Below are 17,604 nucleotides of genomic sequence, written 5' to 3'. Positions count from 1 at the left end.
AGTGTAGTTATCTTGGCCAGCTTTAAAATCCGTTTGGTACTTATTCTGTAATGCTTTGATCTCGGATGGTGACATGCTGATCGTCCCCTATATCAGAAGTAGTAATCGACAGTCAGGTACAGAGCGTCGTAATCGCCTTTACCCACATCGTTGTCGGCACCGACGTAACCGTTCTGGGTCAGGTATTCAACGTAAACCCAACCTGGGCCGTACTTGTAGCTCATACCAGGAGCGTAGGCGTGCACAGTGTCCACGTCGTCAGACTGAGCCCAGGTAGAGTCCATGTAGAAGTTGAAGTCACCCATGGTGTAACCCAGGGTCAGCAGTGCGCGGTCGCTATCGTTGGTCATGCCACCCATGCTGTCTGGCAGCTTGCGGGAAGCGGTCATCAGTTCACCGGTTACGCTCACACCGCTGAAGGAACCTTCGTAGTACAGGGCAAATGCAGAGTGATCACCGTCGATTTCTTTGGTGCTCAGGTCGAACAGGCTACCAGATTGTGCGGAGACACCAATTTTCTGGTCTGCTGCGATGCTGTAGGACGCATCACCCACCAGGGTTTGTACCTTGCGGTAAGTAGAGTTGGCAGGAGTAGAAGCGCTGTAGTTGCCCCAGTGACCGCCGTCGTCCATGGTTTCGGTGCTGGATTCACCCCAGTCATCGGCATGGAAGTAACCCAGTTTGTAAGCAATCGGACCATCGCTGTTGGTGAATTTGGCACCGATGTCCATCTGGTCACCGTAACCGCCAATCAGCATGTCACCTGGCCAGAAGTTAACAGTCTTTTTACCGAATGGAACGTCGGTTTTACCAACGTAGATGGTGGCAGTTTCGGAGGCTTTAAAACCGATTTCAGCCTGGTGAATACCGAAGTGGCCGCCAGTGTTGTTGCTGTCAGGAGCGGTAAAGGCACCCTTGCCAATACGCAGCTCACCGTTGAAGAAGTAAGGCTTGTCTGCTGGTTTGTCGTTGAAGTAGAGAATGATGCTCTCGTAATCAACGGCGCCCATTTCTTCCTTGTTGGCGTTGTCGTCCTTGTCGTAGGTGTAGTTGAACCAGATGCCACCACTGATCGACGGAGAGGCGATCGCGGCTGGAATACCTACCATGGATGCCAGAATCAACGAATAACCACTGGTGCGGGCGAAACGTTTTAATGCTGGAGCCGGTTTTTTCATCTTGCGAGCGGATGTCATTGGCTGATCCTCTGTTTGGTTACAGGACCACATTCCCCCTATCCGAATTCGCTGTCAAAACGCTCAGGTCGCCTCCGGGCAATAATGTCGTAAACGGTTTTGTGGGCGTCGTATCCAGAATAAAAATATGAGGTCGATATCTGAACGAAAGGCGGTTTTATATGTCGGGAAATGAATTTGAATCAGTCTGGTGCAGACTGTTCGGAAATAGCGCAGATCATCGGCGATGAGTGTTACAAAAAAGTGCAGGCTGACTGTTCTGTATTGCGAGGCAGTACGAAATTCTATGTTTTATAAGGGTTTAGGACGGATCGTGCCTTGCACTTCCTGGGGGCGTTGAGATTGTTCTGATGATTCTGTATGGGGTTTTTCGATCCTGAAAAAGTATTTTTACAAGTTTGTGGGTAATTAAATATAGGTGCCTGAATAGTTCCATTATCCAGATTCTGATATGGGTTTATAAAAGTAGCGGGTTGTCGTTTTTGTTAAACGAATGTTTCATGAAAATATATCACATATTGTGAATTCCGGGTTCGGTGGTCAGATATTTTGGTAAATGTCCAGAACGGTATTCCGTTGATATGGAGAACGACATCAGCAAGCCGGTTTGCGTCATGCACGCGACCATTTGTCACATTCTGGAACTTGTCCGTGGCTGGCTAAATGCTCGCCGTTTTCACTGTGAGTAATGCATCTGGCTTCCAGCTCATGAGGCCGAGACCAGGAAACATGTGCTCATGTTTTCAATGCAGATTGCTCAGGAATTGCACAATCAATAAAAAAGGACAATCCGATTATGACGTTGAAACACCGACGTATTGGTCTTGCGGCCGCCATTGTGACCAGTAGCTTGTTGCTGACCGCCTGTGGTGGTGATTCATCCACGAACGAGAAAACCGTTGAAACCCGTGAGCTGACACTGGACTTCCGTGCCATCAATAGCACTGTAAGCCCATCTGTGGATGTGACTGACAGTATTTGCGATACCACGCTGGCAGCGGTTGGCACGGAAGGTACTGATGCGGCAATCGCTTACATGGCGTTTTATGTATCGAATGTACGTTTGATCACCAGCAGCGGTGCGGAAGTGGCGGTAACGCTGGATGAAGATCAGGACAGCCAGGAACAGGGGATTGCACTGGTCGACTTCCGCGACATCACCAGTGCCTGTGGTGGAACCGGTGAAGCCAAAGCCATCTGGAATGACGTCACCGGAACCTACGAACACACCAGCGGCACCTCCTACACGGGCCTGAAATATCAGCTCGGTTTGCCAGCCTCGATTAATCATGCCGCACCGGAAACCGCAGGCGTATTGTCGTCGGCGGTATCCATGAGCTGGGGATGGTTATCCGGTTACCGTTATTTGCGGATGGACCTGATGCCAGCGGGTGGCGTACAGCTGGCCAGTGGTTCTACCGGCAGCCTGTGGACGGTGCATCTGGGAGCGACTGGCTGCAGTAACGCTGCCGATAACGACGGCACTGAAAACCGCAGCGCGGCACCATCGGGTGGCGAGTGTGATACGCCCAATCTTTCTGACGTCAGCCTCTCAGACTTCAATCCGGACTCCAGCAAGATTGCCGTGGACATTGCTGCCCTGTATGCCGGCAGTAATCTGACCGTGGATACCGGCGGCCCGTCGGGTTGTATGTCGGGTACAACCGACGCGGAATGTGCGGAAATTTTTGCCCGTCTCGGTCTGCAGCATGCAACCCAGGGTGATGCTTTCACAACTCCGATTCAGCAAGTCGTTTTCAGTACCCTGAATGACTGAGTGGCGCAACGGAATTTGGCCTAACGCAATGGCGCTGCTGGTCGTATTGACCAGCAGCCTGCTGGTTGCCTGTATGGGCAGCAGCAGTACGACTCTGGACGATCAGGGGGCTTCGGTCAGCAGCTTTGACTGGGGCTTGCCGGATGGCATTCCGTTGCCAGTGGAGCCGGATGACAACCCCATGACCGAGGCCAAATTCCAGCTCGGGCGATACCTGTTCTACGATACCCGTTTGTCTGCGAACGGCGATATTGCCTGCGCCAGTTGTCACCATCAGGAAAAAGCCTTCACAGACGGTCGGCAGTTTCCGACCGGAACATGGGGCGACACTCATCCACGTAATGCCATGTCGCTGGGTAATACCGCCTGGTTTGCAACCTTCAACTGGGCTCGTCCGGATGTCACCACGCTGGAAGAACAGATTCGTGGCCCGTTGTTTAATAGCAGCCCGATTCCGGAACACGGCCTGACCAGCAGTAACCTGGATGGCGTACTGGCCAGCATCCGCACCGACAGCACCTACCAGGCCCTGCTGGTGGCGGCATTTCCCGAAGCTGCGACCGATACCGAGTGGGATTTTGATGATCACCTGATTCCGGCACTCGCCAGTTTTGTTCGTGGCCTGACCTCGTTTGACTCAGATTTCGACCACTATTTACAAGGCGACAGCAGTGCCCTCAGTGCCGCTGCCAAACGCGGGTTGGCATTATTTGCCAGTGAACGTCTGGAGTGTACCCACTGCCATCTGGATAACTTTACTCTCACTGATAACCATATGAACCGCAGCTGGACCTATCCGACCTCCAACTTCCATAACACCGGTGCGGTGTATCGATTTGATGAACCCAATCGCGGAGTGTACGAAGTGACGGGTAACAGCAGTCATCTCGGGCAATTCCGGACCATGAGCCTGCGCAATATCGCCCTGACTGCACCGTATTCTCACGATGGCAGCCACGCCACGCTGGAAGACATCCTTGATACCTATTCGCAGGGGGGCAAACAGGGGGATTACCAGGTGGATGGTGATCTGAGCCCCGGCTTTACCCTGACCTCTGATGAAAAAGCCGATGTGCTGGCGTTTCTGTGCAGCCTTACCGACCTGACGTTTATCAGTAACCCGCGTTATGGCAATCCCTGGCCCGATGCGGATGGCAACCCGATTGGTGTGGCCAGCAATGCCGAAGCGGACCCGGCTGTGAATCCGCAATGCCAGTTGAGCAATCCCTGACTTCTGAAAGGAATCATCATGATAACCGCACCGACACCCGCCAGGCTGGCGACGGCCTGGACTGCCATGTTTGCGATCGCCGCTCTGCTGATGGGCTGCGATCAGCCAACACCTGCTACTGGCGCAGGTACGGCCGCCCATCTTGCGCCCGCCCAGGCGACGCCTGCCGCGGTTGTGCTGGCATCGGATTATGTCTGGCAGCTGCCGGAAGGGGTTGATCTGCCGCGTATACCGGCCAACAACCCCATGACCCAAGCCGGTTTTGAGCTGGGACGGCATTTATTTTATGACCCGCGAATGTCGGCTAACGGCAATATCGCCTGCGCCAGCTGCCACCATCAGGATAAAGGCTTCAGTGATGGCTTGCCGCATCCGTTCGGCACCTATGGTGATGCCCATCCCCGCAATGCCCAGGCGTTGGGTAACACGGCCTGGTATGCCAGCCTGAACTGGGGCAATCCGGTGACGGTACAGCTGGAGCGCCAGATCCGTATTCCCATGTTTGGTGACACCCCTTTTGAACATGGCCTCGAAGAGCACAATCAGGCGCGGGTACTAGCGACACTGGTGAGTGATCCTACCTACCAGAAGCTGCTGGTCGCGGCGTATCCCGGACCACAACCGGATTGGAATTACGTTAATCACATTGTGCCTGCACTGGCGACATTTGTACGGGGGCTGACGTCCTTCGACTCTCCCTGGGATCACTATCTGCAAGGAGATACCCAGGCATTATCGGTAGCGGCGCAGCGAGGGTTGGCACTGTTCAGCAGTGATCGTCTGCACTGTTCGCAGTGTCATGAGGCCAACCATTTCCTGACGGACTCCCACGTCAGTCAGCGGCAGGCCGCGCAACACTCAGGGTTTCACAATAACGCCAGTGTGGCGTCTTTCGATTTTCCGAACACCGGCAAGTTTGAAGCGACTGGCAAACCGGAAGACCTCGGGCTGTTCCGTACCCCCTCGTTACGCAACATTGCCCTGACAGCTCCGTACATGCACGACGGCTCCTTGCCGGACTTGCGTGCGGTGATTCGTACCTATGCCGCTGCTGGCAAAACCACACAGAACCGCGATCCACTAATTACCGGTTTTACGCTCAGCGCGGGGGAAGAAACTGACCTGTTGGCGTTCCTGTGCAGTCTTACCGACGAGCAGTTTGTCAGCGATCCTCGTTATGCCAATCCATGGCCGGATGCCAACGGGCAGCTGCGTCCAGAGACACCCACACCACAACCCGCCAAACCAGGAGTACCCGTCCAATGTCTGTAAGCAGCTGTTCACGGCGCGGTATCTGCTCTTTTGTTGCCTGTACCAGTCTTGGGTTGCTGCCATTGCCGCTATGGGCACACGGTAGCCAGCCAGCACAACCGGGGCTGTCGGCCGGACTGGATCTCGCGGTGTCGTGGCGCAGTGCCAACCAGCAATCGGCCAGCGATCGTGCCAATCAGGTGGTCTGGCAGATTCCTGGCGTGATGATGGGAGGTCATGCCAGTGCCTATACCCAGGGCGTAGCACTGGATGAAACCTCATTGCGGCTGAACTACCGAACCCTCGAGCAGGCCTACGCCAGCATCAAGGTTGGCAGTCATGGTGGTTCTGAACTGAGCCTGGAAAATGCCTTTCTTGGCCAATCCTGGCAGTGGCAGGATGTACCCGTGTCTGCTGAAGCGGGGCAGATGACGGCTTTCTTTTCGCCGTATAACCATATGCATCCGTCAACCGATGCCTTCAGTCTGGCACCGCTTGGCTACACCGCTTTGTTAGGTGGGCATGTTCAGGAGGCCGGAGTACGACTGATGGCGGGTGATACCGCCGAAGGCTTCAGCAGCGGGGTAGAGACCTATCAGGGCAGTGCCTATCCGGCCGCTGGCAGTGGCGGTTTGCATACGCTGTTTGTGCGTTACGCGGGGGAGAGTGATGTACTGGACTGGCAAATTCAGGGCTGGGGATTAAACGCCCATGCCAACAATCGTCAGGATGACCGTTCCGCCAGCAGTAGCCATTCCCACAGCGGTACCAGCAGTACGGCTTTTAGTGGTTATTTTGATGGTGACAGCCGTGCCAGTGGTTTGTTGCTGGGGCTGGGCTGGTTAATGGCCGACGGCCAGCGCCTGGAACTGCGCTCGGAATATCTGCAAATGGCGTTGTCGGGCAGTGTGCGTGACTCGGGAGCAACCCGCCAGATAGAGGTCCAGGGGGACTATCGCAGCTGGTTACTGGAACCCCGTTTCAGCTGGGGGGAGCACTCGGTCGCTGGACGTTTTGAGCGGCTGATGCTGGACAACACCCTGACCGGATCTGCCGTTGCGAGCCTGGGAGAGGAAGCCGGACTGATCAACGATGGCCATAATCCACAACGCTTGAGCCTGGCGTGGAACTGGCAATACAACCACAGTACCGGCCTGCGGCTGGAATGGATGAAAGATCAGGCCAATCCTGAACGTCAGCCAACGGTCCTGACGCTTGGGCTGATCTGGCGTTCGCCCTTGTTGTAACAACCGGGTGCTGACGGTGTCAGGTAGCTACTTTACGCCAGCGTGCATGCTTGCTGACAAAACTGGCCATCGGTCGTTATTTGTTGATCTGAAAAATGAGATAGATGTCACGTTCCCTCCCTTTGCGAGTTGAATACGGCTGATCACATCGACAAAGTCGCGCGCGATTTTTGGAGGGCCGACCCGGAGCTGGTCGGCACCTTGTTTACCTCAAAAGGAGTGACTATGTCTTTGTCTCGTATCTCTGTGTTGGCTTTGTTGTGTGCTGCGGCGACCCCGGCGTTGGCCTGGCAGTATGAAGTGGCGGCTGGTGTTGCCAAAACCACCAGTTCCGACACCGATCTGGATGGTCTGAGCAGCATCGCGGGTGTTCACTACCGCTTTAACGACACTGGCAATACCAGTGGCCCGTTGGCGGAGCGTGATTTTCTGAGCCCTTCCAGTTATCTGGAGCTGGTGATTGGTAACGATGACCGTGATGAGCAGATCTATAACCAGTCTGCCAGCACTGACAGCGACGTTTACAACCTGGGTGGTGCCTGGTTGCTGGCGGATGGCGCAACCCTGGTGGGCCTGCAGTACGGTGGCACCCGCTCGACCGTTGAAATTCCGATCTGGTCTGATGAATACCGCTACAAGGATCGTTCGCTGGAAGTGAACGTTGTGCATTACCTGGCTTCCAACTGGTCGGTAAGCGCCTTGTATCGCCAGACCTCGGCTGAAGTGACGTACATCGAGAGTGGTTACCACTACGAACCGATTGATATGGACACCAATACCGTTGGTGTGGCCACTCAGGTGCTGATGCCATTGCAGGACGGCCAGTCGTTGGCGCTGTCGGCCAGTGTTGAACATTCGGTGCAGAGTGCTGATGACGAAGACGATACATCCGCGAACCTCTGGGATGCGGCTGCCCGTTATTATCTGAACACGCAGCTGGGTCTGGGCCTGGATCTGACCAAGTCCAGCGACGCCGATGATGATTCTTCCCTGACCCTGTCGGTGAATAACTACTTCACCAGCAACTGGTGGGTGGAACTGGGGTACGGCAAAGGCATCAGCGGTTCCGACGCCCGTATTATCGAGCTGAGCAGCGGCCTGCAGTTCTGATTCTGCCTGATGGGCCCGTTTGACAGGGCCCATAAAAAATCCCCGGCACCTTGCGGTGGCGGGGATTTTTTATGCGTATCTGTTCAGGCCGGAGGTGTCCGGCCTGCGCAGTGGTGCACCGTCAGAATTACTTCTTCTTCAGGTTTTTACGTACGGTTTCGCTGTACCAGGTCAGGAAGTTAACCACACCAAACTCGTAGGTTTCGGAGTATGGGCCAGGCTGGTAACCAACGGAGTTGATACCTTTCTGGTTCTGTTCGCCCAGGATACGGTCCTGTTCGTTGGTAGCATCCCAAACCAGACGCAGACGAGCTGGATCGTAATCCACGCCTTCTACTGCATCCTTGTGTACGAACCACTTGGTGGTCACCATGGTTTCCTGAGCGGAAATTGGCAGTACACGGAACACGATGAAGTGGTCAGACTGCATGTGGTTCCAGCTGTTTGGCAGGTGCAGAATACGCATGGAGCCCAGCTGACGGTTCTGGATACGGCCCAGCAGCTTCTCACAGCCTTTCTGACCATCCAGAGTCATTACTTCAACGCCTTTCTTCAGTGGCATACGAACGATACGGTTACGTTTGCCAGGGCCGAAGCTCTTGTGCTCGTGTGGAATACCTTCGGCGTTCCAGGCAGCGGCCTGGGCAGCGTAGTGATCCAGGAAGTCTTGTGGAGCACGTGGGTCGTTGGTGTCATCCCATTCCAGCAGGGTGTTCAGCAGTTCAGGGTGAGAACCGGCGCAGTGGTAGCACTCACGGTTGTTCTCGATCACCAGTTTCCAGTTGGCTTTTTCGTACATGTGGGATTCAACCGCCAGCTTGGTGTTTTCCACGTTGTACGGTTCCATGTACTCGTTCAGAGTTTCCAGGAATTCGTCGAAGTCAGACTCAGGCTCGTTTTTGCCCAGACATACGAAGATGAAACCACCGGCAGTCTTGGTGTGAGCTTTCTTCAGACCGTGTTCCTTCATGTTGAAGGCATCGCCCATTTCGGAACCGGCGTACAGCAGGTTGCCTTTCAGGTCGTAGGTCCACTGGTGGTAAGGGCAAACCAGGTTGGCTACCTTGCCACGGTGTTCAGTACAGATCACAGAACCACGGTGACGACATACGTTGTGGTATGCCTGCACACCACCTTCAGCGTCACGCACCACCAGAACAGGGTTCTGTCCAATCTCAACGGTGAAGTAATCACCCTTGGTTGGAATTTCAGAAGTCATACCAACGAACAGCCACTCTTTCAGGAAGATTTCGTCCATGTCGGCACGGAACATCAGTGGGTCGTTGTACAGGGCCTGTGGCAGCGAGTAGTTCGGGTTGCGTGCTTCCAGTTCGGCATCCAGCTTCTGACGGGCTTCTTGATAAGAGTTGCTGGAAACGTTCAGCAGGTCGATCTCTTTCATCCGCAAATCCTCGGTATAAATATAGGGCACGCTGTTAATATAACAGGCGTTAGCCATGGTTGTGGTTGTCTCGCTTCCGGTGGGGGTGATCCTTAAAGACCCCGAAAACTACATGGCCATAGTCTGCCAAACCCGGTCGCTTAATTTGTCTGAAAACGACTGCCCGAGATACCTTTCTCGACGCCAGAACCCCGGTTTTACAGGGCTCTGGAAGGGGCGAACAACTGCATGTCGCTTATGGTTAAATGGCGGAACGAAACGCGACGCAGAATTCAGAGCGACACTGCAAATCCCGTCTGATGAGGACTTGACCATGAATAGTACGACCAGCCCGGCCCCCGCCGATCGCTACCTTTCTGATGTAAATACCAGTACCTGGGTCAACGGCCGTCATCAGGTGCGTTGCGCGCGAGTCATCCAGGAAACCGCCGACGTCAGAACCTTTGTCTTTGTATCTGAACAGCCACTGCTGTTCTTCTTCAAGCCAGGTCAGTTTGTTTCTCTGGAACTGGAAATTGATGGTCTGCCGGTGATGCGCAGCTACACCATCTCCAGCTCGCCATCCAAGCCTTACAGCTTCACTATTACTGTCAAACGCGCTCCGGGTGGTCAGGTATCCAACTGGCTGCACGACAACATGCGTGAAGGCACCATGCTGTATGTGCATGGCCCGGTTGGTCGTTTTAACTGTATCGACTTCCCGAATCGCAAGGTACTGATGCTGTCCGGTGGTGTGGGTATCACCCCGGTGATGTCCATGACCCGCTGGTTCCTGGATACCAGTTCCGATGTGGATATCGATTTTATCCACAGCGCCCGTACCCCAGCCGACATTATTTATGAGCGTGAATTGGCTGACCTCAGCGCCCGTCACAGCAACTTCCACCTGCATCTGGTGTGTGAACGCACCCAGGCCGGTTACCCATGGGCCGGTTACCGCGGTTACCTCGATTCTGCCAAGCTGCAGATGATGGTGCCTGACCTGCTGGAACGCGAAGTGTTCTGCTGTGGTCCTGAGCCATACATGAACGCTATTAAAGGCCTGCTGAAAAAAGCCGGCTTTGATATGAAGCACTACCACGACGAATCCTTCGGCAGCACCCCGGCCGAAGCCGCTCCGGTAAAAGAAGCCCAACCAGCTGAAGCCGAAGCGGCACCGGCTGCAGACACTCCGTTTGTGGAATTCAGCAAAAGCGGCAAAAAAGTACAGCTGAATCCGGGGGAAACCGTACACGCTGCGGCAGGCCGTCTGGGCATGTACATTCCAAAAGCCTGCGGTATGGGCATTTGTGGTACCTGCAAGCTGAAGAAAAACAGCGGTGAAGTCACCATGAGCCATAACGGTGGTATTACCGATGAAGACGTGGCGGATGGTTACATCCTGTCGTGCTGCTCGGTGCCGACGACGGACGTTTCTGTGGAGTTCTGATCGGACTTTGCCGATGGTTTGATCTATCAAGGCCGGACCCTGTGTCCGGCCTTGTTGTTTGTGGCGGGCCGCGATCGGATCTGGCGGCTACTCAGTTTGTTAATTGGCCAGGCTGCTTGCCCTCCTGGGGGACCTTGTCCCCCGGCCGGGCGGGCCTCCCCCTGCTTTTGCCCGACTGGGCTCGTTTATCCGGTATTCACCGACAACGGCTGTTCGACCCCGGCCCGATGGCACATCCTTGTGCCAACGGGCCTTGCGGGGCATCCATGCCCCGGCCGGGTCGGCCGTTGCGGTGAATTCCGGCTCGCCCAAAGGGCAATTGGCGGCCACCTTCGGTGGGGGAAATCGGTGTTGATTGAAGTGCTTTATGTAGGTCGGAAGAGCGGAGCGTTATCCGACATCTGGCGCATGCACGTTCGTTGTGGCGAATCCTGGCTCGCCCAATGGGCAATTAACGGCAGCCAGCTGCGCTGGGTGAAATCGGTGTTGATTGAAGTGCCTTATGTAGGTCGGAAGAGCGGAGCGTTATCCGACATCTGGCGCATGCACGTCCATTGTGGGGAATTTCGGCTCGCCCAAAGGGCAATTAACGGTGGCCAGCTGCGCTGGGCGAAATCGGGATTGGGGGGGGCGTGGGAGCGAATTTGGCATGGCTAACCATGCCAATTCCCCTCAATCATGCATCAGACAATACTGATGCCGCTGAAACAGCGGCAAGACAGAACGATGAGCACAGAAATAATATCCAAAGCAGCTGAGCAGGGCATGTTTTCACAACGATTATTCCTGCGGCAGTTCATGGGGAATATTCCAGTAATCCAGCGCCTGTTTGATTTCGTCTGCTGGAATGACCAGAGTGTTGGACTTCATAACATAGGTGTCACTTAAACTTTCTCCTGTGCCACCCGAAGAGGAGTAATAGCTAATGCAAATATCTGAAATGTAAGCTAATAACAGGCGTAATGCCATTTCATTGTATGGAGCGTAAAGATTGTAGTGGTAAACGCCATCAATAACTTCGGGTTTTTTGTCTTTTCTTATATCCACTCTCGTATCGCCGATGTAATAATTTTCTACGCAACGCTTCAGTGGTAAGCGTATCCAGTCATCAAGTCCTCCGGTTTTTTGCAGATGAATTTCATGAGAAGATGTAATAGGTATTACCACAATATATGGATATTGTTCCCCGCTTATAACTCCATCGTTATATTCGACCCAGTCTTTCAATTTCGTAACGGCTGCCTGCCGTTCAGGGGAGCGCTGATCCCAGTATATTTTCCCATCCAGATATTCCCGTGTTGCCGTTACCTCGTACTCGGTAATCTCTGGCCAGGTCACTGTGCCATCAAACTCTTGTACTGGTATCAGATATGGCTCTCCGTTCTGGCTGATTTCAATATTGGTGGTAATGGTTTCGCCACATCCCGACAGGGCTAATACCATGCCGGCCAAAAAAGGCAGAAAATGGAGTTTTATCATGAATATTTACCTTGAAAAAGTGGCCGGATAGCATCCAGCCACTGTGAATTTATTTCCAGAACGTCACACCATAGTCGGTATGATAACGACTATAACGATTTTCTCTGTCGGCACACTCTATTTGGGTAATATTGGCATTGGCGTTATCGTTACATAAACACCCTGGAATCAAACGATTATTCCTGCGGCAGTTCATGGGGAATATTCCAGTAATCCAGCGCCTGTTTGATTTCGTCTGCTGGAATGACCAGAGTGTTGGATTTCATAACATATGTGTCCTCTAAGTTTTCTCCTGCGCCACCCGAAGAAAAGTCATAACTAATGCAAATATCTGAAATGTAGGCCAAAAGCAAACTTGATACCATTTCATTGTATGGCGCATAAAGATTGTAGTGATACACCCCATCAATAACTTCGGGAGTGTTATCTCTTCTGATAAGCATTCTCGTATCGCCTATATAATAGTTTTCTACGCAGCGCTCCAATTGCATTAGCCTCCAGCCAGAACGTCCTCCAGTTTTTTTCGGACGAATTTCATGGGAAGATGTAATGGGGATTACCACAATATAGGGGTGTTGCTCTCCATTTATAACCCCGTCGTTATATTCAACCCAGTCTTTTAATTCCGTAACAGCTGCCTGTCGTTCAGGAGAGCGCTGATCCCAGTATATTTTCCCATCCAGATATTCCAGTGTTGCCGTTACCTCGTTCTCGGTAATCTCTGGCCAGGTCACTGTGCCATCAAACTCTTGTACCGGTATCAGATACGGTTCTCCGTTCTGGCTGATTTCAATATTGGTGGTAATGGTTTCGCCACATCCTGGCAGGGCTAATACCATGCCGGCCAAAAAAGGCAGAAAATAACTGTTTTTCATGAGTGTTCACCTTGAAAATCGGCCGGATAGCATCCGGCTGCTGTAGTCTTGTTTACTTCCAGAATGTCACGCCATGGTCGGTATGATAACGGCTGTCTGGATGAATATGAGTATTGGTATTCAGATGAAATCCGATATTGGCTCGGTGGCTGTGATCATGCTCCAGCGCCACAAGAAACCAACGCCAGCAAGACGGGGCTTGTTATCAATAGATGAACATTGTTCAGTCGAAAGGATTTTAAACGAGGTGGGGGTGGCTAAAATCATCAAACCATTCCTTGTGTTATGAGATGTCACGAATGGTACTGTTCCGTACATTTATGTCAATTGTGGTATTTCTGATTTTTTTGATAAAAAACGGTACTCGCAATACCGGGGTGTATATTTTTGCAGCCTGGTGTGATTGTTTCTCACCATCCTGAAAGGGGCTGGCTACGGAATGTTTGAACGGTGTTGCCGGTTTTCGACGTAGCTCGCTATACCATCAAACAGGCTTCGTGATTCATCACCATCCCGACAAGCCAGAGCGGGTACCAGGTCCTTGGTCAACCATGGACGCGCTGGCAAGCCGGAATTTTCTTCTCAAGGGTCTCGGTGGAGCAGGTTGGTCGTACAAACCTTGGTCTAGCGACTGTTCTGTTGTGGCGAGTAAATAACCATTTGGCCGTCATTTTCGGCATCGTCGCTTTTTGTCATTCGCTGGCCGTAAGTGGACATATCGGCCTATGCCCCCGTCGTTAGTATGCCCCTGACACAGTGCAATCCGTGGCTGCAAGCACGGCCATAATGAATTCAGGGGTACGACTCATGTTCAACAAGCAAGATCGCATCGAAGGCTTTGATCCGGATCTCTGGGCAGCCATGCAGAAAGAAGTGGCGCGTCAGGAAGATCACATCGAACTGATCGCCTCCGAGAACTACACCAGCCCACGCGTGATGGAAGCCCAGGGCTCCCAGCTCACCAACAAGTACGCTGAAGGTTACCCAGGCAAGCGTTATTACGGCGGCTGTGAATACGTAGACGTGGTTGAGCAGCTGGCCATCGACCGTGCCAAAGAACTGTTCGGCGCGGATTACGCCAACGTTCAACCGCACTCCGGTTCCCAGGCGAACGCCGCTGTTTACATGGCTCTGTGTGAGCCGGGCGATACCGTTTTGGGCATGAGCCTGGCGCACGGTGGTCACCTGACCCACGGTGCCAGCGTTTCTTTCTCCGGCAAGATGTACAAGGCTGTTCAGTACGGTCTGACCGCTGAAGGCGAGATCGATTACGAACAGATGGCCGCTCTGGCTGCCGAGCACAAGCCAAAAATGGTGATTGGTGGTTTCTCTGCCTACTCCCGCGTGGTTGACTGGGCTCGTATGCGTGAAATCGCTGACTCTGTTGGCGCTTACCTGTTCGTCGACATGGCTCACGTAGCCGGTCTGGTGGCTGCTGGTGTTTATCCAAACCCGATGCAGTACGCCGACGTGGTGACCACCACTACTCACAAAACCCTGCGTGGCCCACGCGGTGGTCTGATCCTGGCTCGTGCTAACGCCGACCTGGAGAAGAAACTGAACTCTGCAGTATTCCCGGGTGGCCAGGGTGGCCCTCTGATGCACGTAATCGCTGCCAAGGCGGTTGCGTTCAAGGAAGCCCTGCAACCAGAATTTGCTGCTTACCAGCAGCAGGTTGTGAAAAACGCCAAAGCCATGGCCGACGTATTCGTTGAGCGTGGTTTCGACGTGGTTTCCGGCGGTACCGACAACCACCTGTTCCTGCTGAGCCTGATCAAACAGGGTCTGACTGGCAAGGCGGCTGACGCTGCTCTGGGCGCTGCCTCTATCACCGTTAACAAGAACGCGGTTCCAAACGATCCACAGTCTCCATTCGTGACCTCTGGTCTGCGTATTGGTACTCCGGTGGTGACTACCCGTGGTCTGAAAGAAGCCGAATGCCGCGACCTGGCTAACTGGATTTCTGACATCCTGTCCGTACTGGGCACCAAGGATGAAGCCGGAATCATTGCTATGGTTAAAGAACAGGTCGAAGGCCTGTGCAAGAAGTTCCCGGCCTACGCCGAGTAAGCTTCCCCGCTCCGGGGCAGCGCCCCGGAGCTTATCCTTTGAGGTCCGGAAATCATGGCTATCAGTCTGTTTGATATGCTCAAAATCGGTATTGGTCCTTCCAGTTCCCATACCGTCGGGCCGATGAAAGCGGCTCGTATGTTTGCGCTGGCCTTGCACGAAGAGGGCATTCTCAGCAATGTTGCTCGTCTGCAGTGTCAGTTGTTCGGCTCCCTGGGCGCCACTGGTAAAGGCCACGGCACCGGCCCGGCAGTATTGCTCGGTCTGGAAGGTCACAGCCCGGAACTGGTTGACCCGGAAATCGTTCGCCCACGCGCCGATGCTATCTCCGAAGAAGGCTCCCTGCGTTTGCTGGACGCCTGTCAGGCTGACGGCCTGCCAGTACACACCATCGCCTATAGCGAAAACGACCTGATTTATCACCGCATTGAAACCCTGCCGTTCCACAGCAACGGTATGCGTTTTCACGTGTGGGATGCCAACGGCAAACTGCTGAAAGAATCCACCTACTACTCAGTAGGCGGTGGCTTCGTGGTGGATGAAACCGCCACCGGTGCTGACCGTATTGTCGAAGACTCTACCCAGCTGCCGTTCCGTTTCCGTACTGGCGCTGAACTGCTGGCAATCTGCAAGGCCAACGGCATGTCGATTGCTGAAGTGATGATGGAAAACGAAAAAGCCTGGCGTACGGAAGCTGAAATCCGTGCCGGTATCCTGAAAATCTGGCAAGTGATGCAAGACTGCGTCAAAGCCGGTATTCGCAACGAGGGTATCCTGCCGGGTGGCCTGAAAGTTCGCCGTCGTGCGGCTTCCATGTACCGCGACCTGAAAAACCGTACCCGCATGGACATGATCACCCCGTCTCTGGGTGCCATGGACTGGGTTAACCTCTACGCCCTGGCGGTGAACGAGGAAAACGCGGCCGGTGGTCGTATGGTTACCGCACCAACCAACGGTGCTGCCGGTATCATTCCTGCGGTACTGCATTACTACTTCAACTTCTGCCCGAACGCAGACGAAGAGGGCGTAATCAAATTCCTGCTGACCGCCGCAGCCGTAGGCATCCTGTTCAAGGAAAACGCCTCGATCTCCGGTGCTGAAGTAGGCTGTCAGGGTGAAGTGGGTTCTGCCTGTGCCATGGCGGCGGCTGGTCTGGCGGAAGCCACCGGCGGTACTCCAGAGCAAGTTGAGAACGCCGCTGAAATCGGTATGGAACACAACCTCGGCCTGACCTGTGATCCGATTGGTGGTCTGGTTCAGGTTCCGTGTATCGAACGTAACGCCATGGCGTCACTGAAAGCCATCAACGCCGCGGCACTGGCGCTGCGTGGTAACGGTGAGCACTTTGTTTCTCTCGACAAGGTGATCCAGACCATGCGTGATACCGGTCGCGACATGCTCGACAAATACAAGGAAACCTCACGTGGTGGCCTTGCGGTAAACGTGATCGAGTGCTGATCAGCTCCTGATTCGCAACCGAATACAAAACCAGCCTCCGGGAAACCGGATGGCTGGTTTTTTTATGGGAAAATTTCAGGATTTTGAAGAGGATTGCAGCGCTACGGTAACACTCAGAGAATTCCTGGTAGTTAAAACGCGATCTTGAGAGCACTCAGGCAAAACTGATCGCACAGGATTTTTCCGGTCCGGTATATTCCTATTGGGGGGCTGTTGTATCAGCACGATATTCAGCCACTGAGCCCCGAATAACCTGCAAAAACAAGCGGATTTCACGTCGGACGGTATGGTGAGCTTAATCGTATCGAGTGATGGCCTGCTCAAAACCAGCATCAAGCCACAGCACTGGTCCTGGAATTCGAGTATTGTTGTTTGATCTGTCAGAGGATTTTGAGCGCGATATGTATAATCCGTTTTTTATTGGCGAAAAAATATCGAATAACAAAGTTGCTGTGGATGTTACTCTGATATTTGCTGATTTTTAATGATGCATATTGCGGTTGTTGTACGTGTGGGTGTGTTTTTGAAAGTGGCGTCTCTAATATTTTATAAGGTTTCGTGAGTATTTTTAGGTGTGATTATGGGGCAATTTGTATATGTGTTGAAAAGTCGTGGTTTTTTGAATTTTTTTGTGATGCTGTTGCAGCTTTTTATTGGTGTTTATTTTTTTGAGCTGGGTGCTTGGGGTGCTGCGTCACTAGTTGCTTTTCCTCTTTTTTTGAGTGTTCTTATGGGCCCCAGAAGTATTGTTTTATCTATAGAAAAAGTTGAGGGTGCATTTTTGTTCTCGGAGTACATGATTTTCTTTCCGTGGGTGGAGAGAAAAACAGAAGTTCTTGTCAATGATTTCATTGAAGTCAGGTACAAAAGTGTTTTGTATTTCGAGTATGCAGTTCTGGTTACCGGATGTGGATATTTCTATTTGTACTCGAATTCTCCGCAAGCGCAAAACTTCTTGAGTGAATTGAGTTTTTCTGAGAGTGCCAAGTCGTAATTGGCTGCAGGTTTTAGCATGGCGCTTTTACAGGGGTGCTGATTTTATTGTTATTGGGAGTTCATCAATAATCTGGCAAGCACTG

Annotated in this window: 14 protein-coding genes; 10 read left to right on the top strand and 4 right to left on the bottom strand. The window is 53.0% G+C overall.

The window, feature by feature from the left end; translation table 11 throughout:
- Positions 1-92: 92 nt before the first annotated feature.
- Positions 93-1,196, bottom strand: a complete 1,104-nt coding sequence (locus OUO13_RS19245; RefSeq protein ID WP_283175533.1) for a hypothetical protein — start codon at positions 1,194-1,196, stop codon at positions 93-95.
- A gap of 796 nt (positions 1,197-1,992) precedes the next feature.
- Here OUO13_RS19245 and OUO13_RS19240 point away from each other — a divergent pair.
- From OUO13_RS19240 to OUO13_RS19220, 5 genes are all read left to right on the top strand, one after another.
- Positions 1,993-2,973: an MbnP family copper-binding protein gene (locus tag OUO13_RS19240; RefSeq protein ID WP_283175532.1), complete on the top strand. Its 981-nt coding sequence runs from the start codon at positions 1,993-1,995 to the stop codon at positions 2,971-2,973.
- A 28-nt stretch (positions 2,974-3,001) separates the two neighbouring features.
- Positions 3,002-4,204 carry an MbnH family di-heme enzyme gene (locus OUO13_RS19235; protein WP_283175531.1) on the top strand — a complete coding sequence of 401 codons (1,203 nt, stop codon included), beginning with the start codon at positions 3,002-3,004 and terminating at the stop codon, positions 4,202-4,204.
- A gap of 18 nt (positions 4,205-4,222) precedes the next feature.
- On the top strand, positions 4,223-5,476 hold the full coding sequence (locus OUO13_RS19230; RefSeq protein WP_283175530.1) for a cytochrome c peroxidase: 1,254 nt from the start codon (positions 4,223-4,225) through the stop codon (positions 5,474-5,476).
- The gene (locus OUO13_RS19225) at positions 5,467-6,702 is read left to right on the top strand and encodes a hypothetical protein (protein WP_283175529.1); all 1,236 of its coding nucleotides are present in this window, start codon (positions 5,467-5,469) and stop codon (positions 6,700-6,702) included. The genes OUO13_RS19230 and OUO13_RS19225 overlap by 10 nt, the downstream gene beginning before the upstream one ends.
- 225 nt (positions 6,703-6,927) lie before the next feature.
- On the top strand, positions 6,928-7,812 hold the full coding sequence (locus tag OUO13_RS19220) for a putative porin (protein WP_283175528.1): 885 nt from the start codon (positions 6,928-6,930) through the stop codon (positions 7,810-7,812).
- A gap of 127 nt (positions 7,813-7,939) precedes the next feature.
- Here OUO13_RS19220 and OUO13_RS19215 read toward each other — a convergent pair whose 3' ends face one another.
- Positions 7,940-9,214 (bottom strand): aromatic ring-hydroxylating oxygenase subunit alpha, encoded by a 1,275-nt coding sequence (locus OUO13_RS19215; RefSeq protein ID WP_283175527.1) that lies wholly within the window; start codon positions 9,212-9,214, stop codon positions 7,940-7,942.
- A 313-nt stretch (positions 9,215-9,527) separates the two neighbouring features.
- Between OUO13_RS19215 and OUO13_RS19210 the strand changes: the two genes are divergently transcribed.
- Complete coding sequence (locus OUO13_RS19210; RefSeq protein ID WP_283175526.1) at positions 9,528-10,643, top strand: FAD-binding oxidoreductase; 1,116 nt, start codon at positions 9,528-9,530, stop codon at positions 10,641-10,643.
- 780 nt (positions 10,644-11,423) lie between these two features.
- On the opposite strand, the gene OUO13_RS19205 is transcribed toward OUO13_RS19210, so the two are convergent.
- Together OUO13_RS19205 and OUO13_RS19200 are read right to left on the bottom strand one after the other, a co-directional pair.
- Complete coding sequence (locus OUO13_RS19205) at positions 11,424-12,122, bottom strand: hypothetical protein (RefSeq protein WP_283175525.1); 699 nt, start codon at positions 12,120-12,122, stop codon at positions 11,424-11,426.
- 176 nt (positions 12,123-12,298) lie between these two features.
- Positions 12,299-12,997, bottom strand: coding sequence for a hypothetical protein (locus OUO13_RS19200; protein ID WP_283175524.1), 699 nt, complete (start codon positions 12,995-12,997; stop codon positions 12,299-12,301).
- 106 nt (positions 12,998-13,103) lie between these two features.
- On the opposite strand from OUO13_RS19200, the gene OUO13_RS19195 reads away from it, so the two are divergent.
- The 4 genes from OUO13_RS19195 (at position 13,104) to OUO13_RS19180 (ending at position 17,519) form a co-directional block, all read left to right on the top strand.
- The gene (locus OUO13_RS19195; RefSeq protein ID WP_283175523.1) at positions 13,104-13,286 is read left to right on the top strand and encodes a hypothetical protein; all 183 of its coding nucleotides are present in this window, start codon (positions 13,104-13,106) and stop codon (positions 13,284-13,286) included.
- A 518-nt stretch (positions 13,287-13,804) separates the two neighbouring features.
- Positions 13,805-15,067, top strand: coding sequence for a serine hydroxymethyltransferase (glyA, locus tag OUO13_RS19190; protein ID WP_283175522.1), 1,263 nt, complete (start codon positions 13,805-13,807; stop codon positions 15,065-15,067).
- Between the two features lie 54 nt (positions 15,068-15,121).
- Positions 15,122-16,525: an L-serine ammonia-lyase gene (locus OUO13_RS19185; protein WP_283175521.1), complete on the top strand. Its 1,404-nt coding sequence runs from the start codon at positions 15,122-15,124 to the stop codon at positions 16,523-16,525.
- Positions 16,526-17,105: 580 nt separating this feature from the next.
- Positions 17,106-17,519, top strand: a complete 414-nt coding sequence (locus OUO13_RS19180) for a hypothetical protein (RefSeq protein WP_283175520.1) — start codon at positions 17,106-17,108, stop codon at positions 17,517-17,519.
- The last annotated feature ends 85 nt before the right edge of the window (positions 17,520-17,604 follow it).

This window comes from Parathalassolituus penaei (assembly GCF_026626885.1).
Taxonomy (GTDB): domain Bacteria; phylum Pseudomonadota; class Gammaproteobacteria; order Pseudomonadales; family Oceanobacteraceae; genus Oceanobacter; species Oceanobacter penaei.
The sequence above is the reverse complement of the archived record's forward strand: the minus strand, read 5'-3'. Positions and strand labels throughout refer to the sequence as shown.

Excerpts from the sequence above, each read along its gene's own strand:
- OUO13_RS19245 (WP_283175533.1), bottom strand. The coding sequence starts at position 1,196 with ATGACATCCGCTCGCAAGATGAAAAAACCGGCTCCAGCATTAAAACGT.
- OUO13_RS19240 (WP_283175532.1), top strand. The coding sequence starts at position 1,993 with ATGACGTTGAAACACCGACGTATTGGTCTTGCGGCCGCCATTGTGACC.
- OUO13_RS19235 (WP_283175531.1), top strand. The coding sequence starts at position 3,002 with ATGGCGCTGCTGGTCGTATTGACCAGCAGCCTGCTGGTTGCCTGTATG.
- OUO13_RS19230 (WP_283175530.1), top strand. The coding sequence starts at position 4,223 with ATGATAACCGCACCGACACCCGCCAGGCTGGCGACGGCCTGGACTGCC.
- OUO13_RS19225 (WP_283175529.1), top strand. The coding sequence starts at position 5,467 with ATGTCTGTAAGCAGCTGTTCACGGCGCGGTATCTGCTCTTTTGTTGCC.
- OUO13_RS19220 (WP_283175528.1), top strand. The coding sequence starts at position 6,928 with ATGTCTTTGTCTCGTATCTCTGTGTTGGCTTTGTTGTGTGCTGCGGCG.
- OUO13_RS19215 (WP_283175527.1), bottom strand. The coding sequence starts at position 9,214 with ATGAAAGAGATCGACCTGCTGAACGTTTCCAGCAACTCTTATCAAGAA.
- OUO13_RS19210 (WP_283175526.1), top strand. The coding sequence starts at position 9,528 with ATGAATAGTACGACCAGCCCGGCCCCCGCCGATCGCTACCTTTCTGAT.
- OUO13_RS19205 (WP_283175525.1), bottom strand. The coding sequence starts at position 12,122 with ATGATAAAACTCCATTTTCTGCCTTTTTTGGCCGGCATGGTATTAGCC.
- OUO13_RS19200 (WP_283175524.1), bottom strand. The coding sequence starts at position 12,997 with ATGAAAAACAGTTATTTTCTGCCTTTTTTGGCCGGCATGGTATTAGCC.
- OUO13_RS19195 (WP_283175523.1), top strand. The coding sequence starts at position 13,104 with ATGAGTATTGGTATTCAGATGAAATCCGATATTGGCTCGGTGGCTGTG.
- glyA (WP_283175522.1), top strand. The coding sequence starts at position 13,805 with ATGTTCAACAAGCAAGATCGCATCGAAGGCTTTGATCCGGATCTCTGG.
- OUO13_RS19185 (WP_283175521.1), top strand. The coding sequence starts at position 15,122 with ATGGCTATCAGTCTGTTTGATATGCTCAAAATCGGTATTGGTCCTTCC.
- OUO13_RS19180 (WP_283175520.1), top strand. The coding sequence starts at position 17,106 with ATGGGGCAATTTGTATATGTGTTGAAAAGTCGTGGTTTTTTGAATTTT.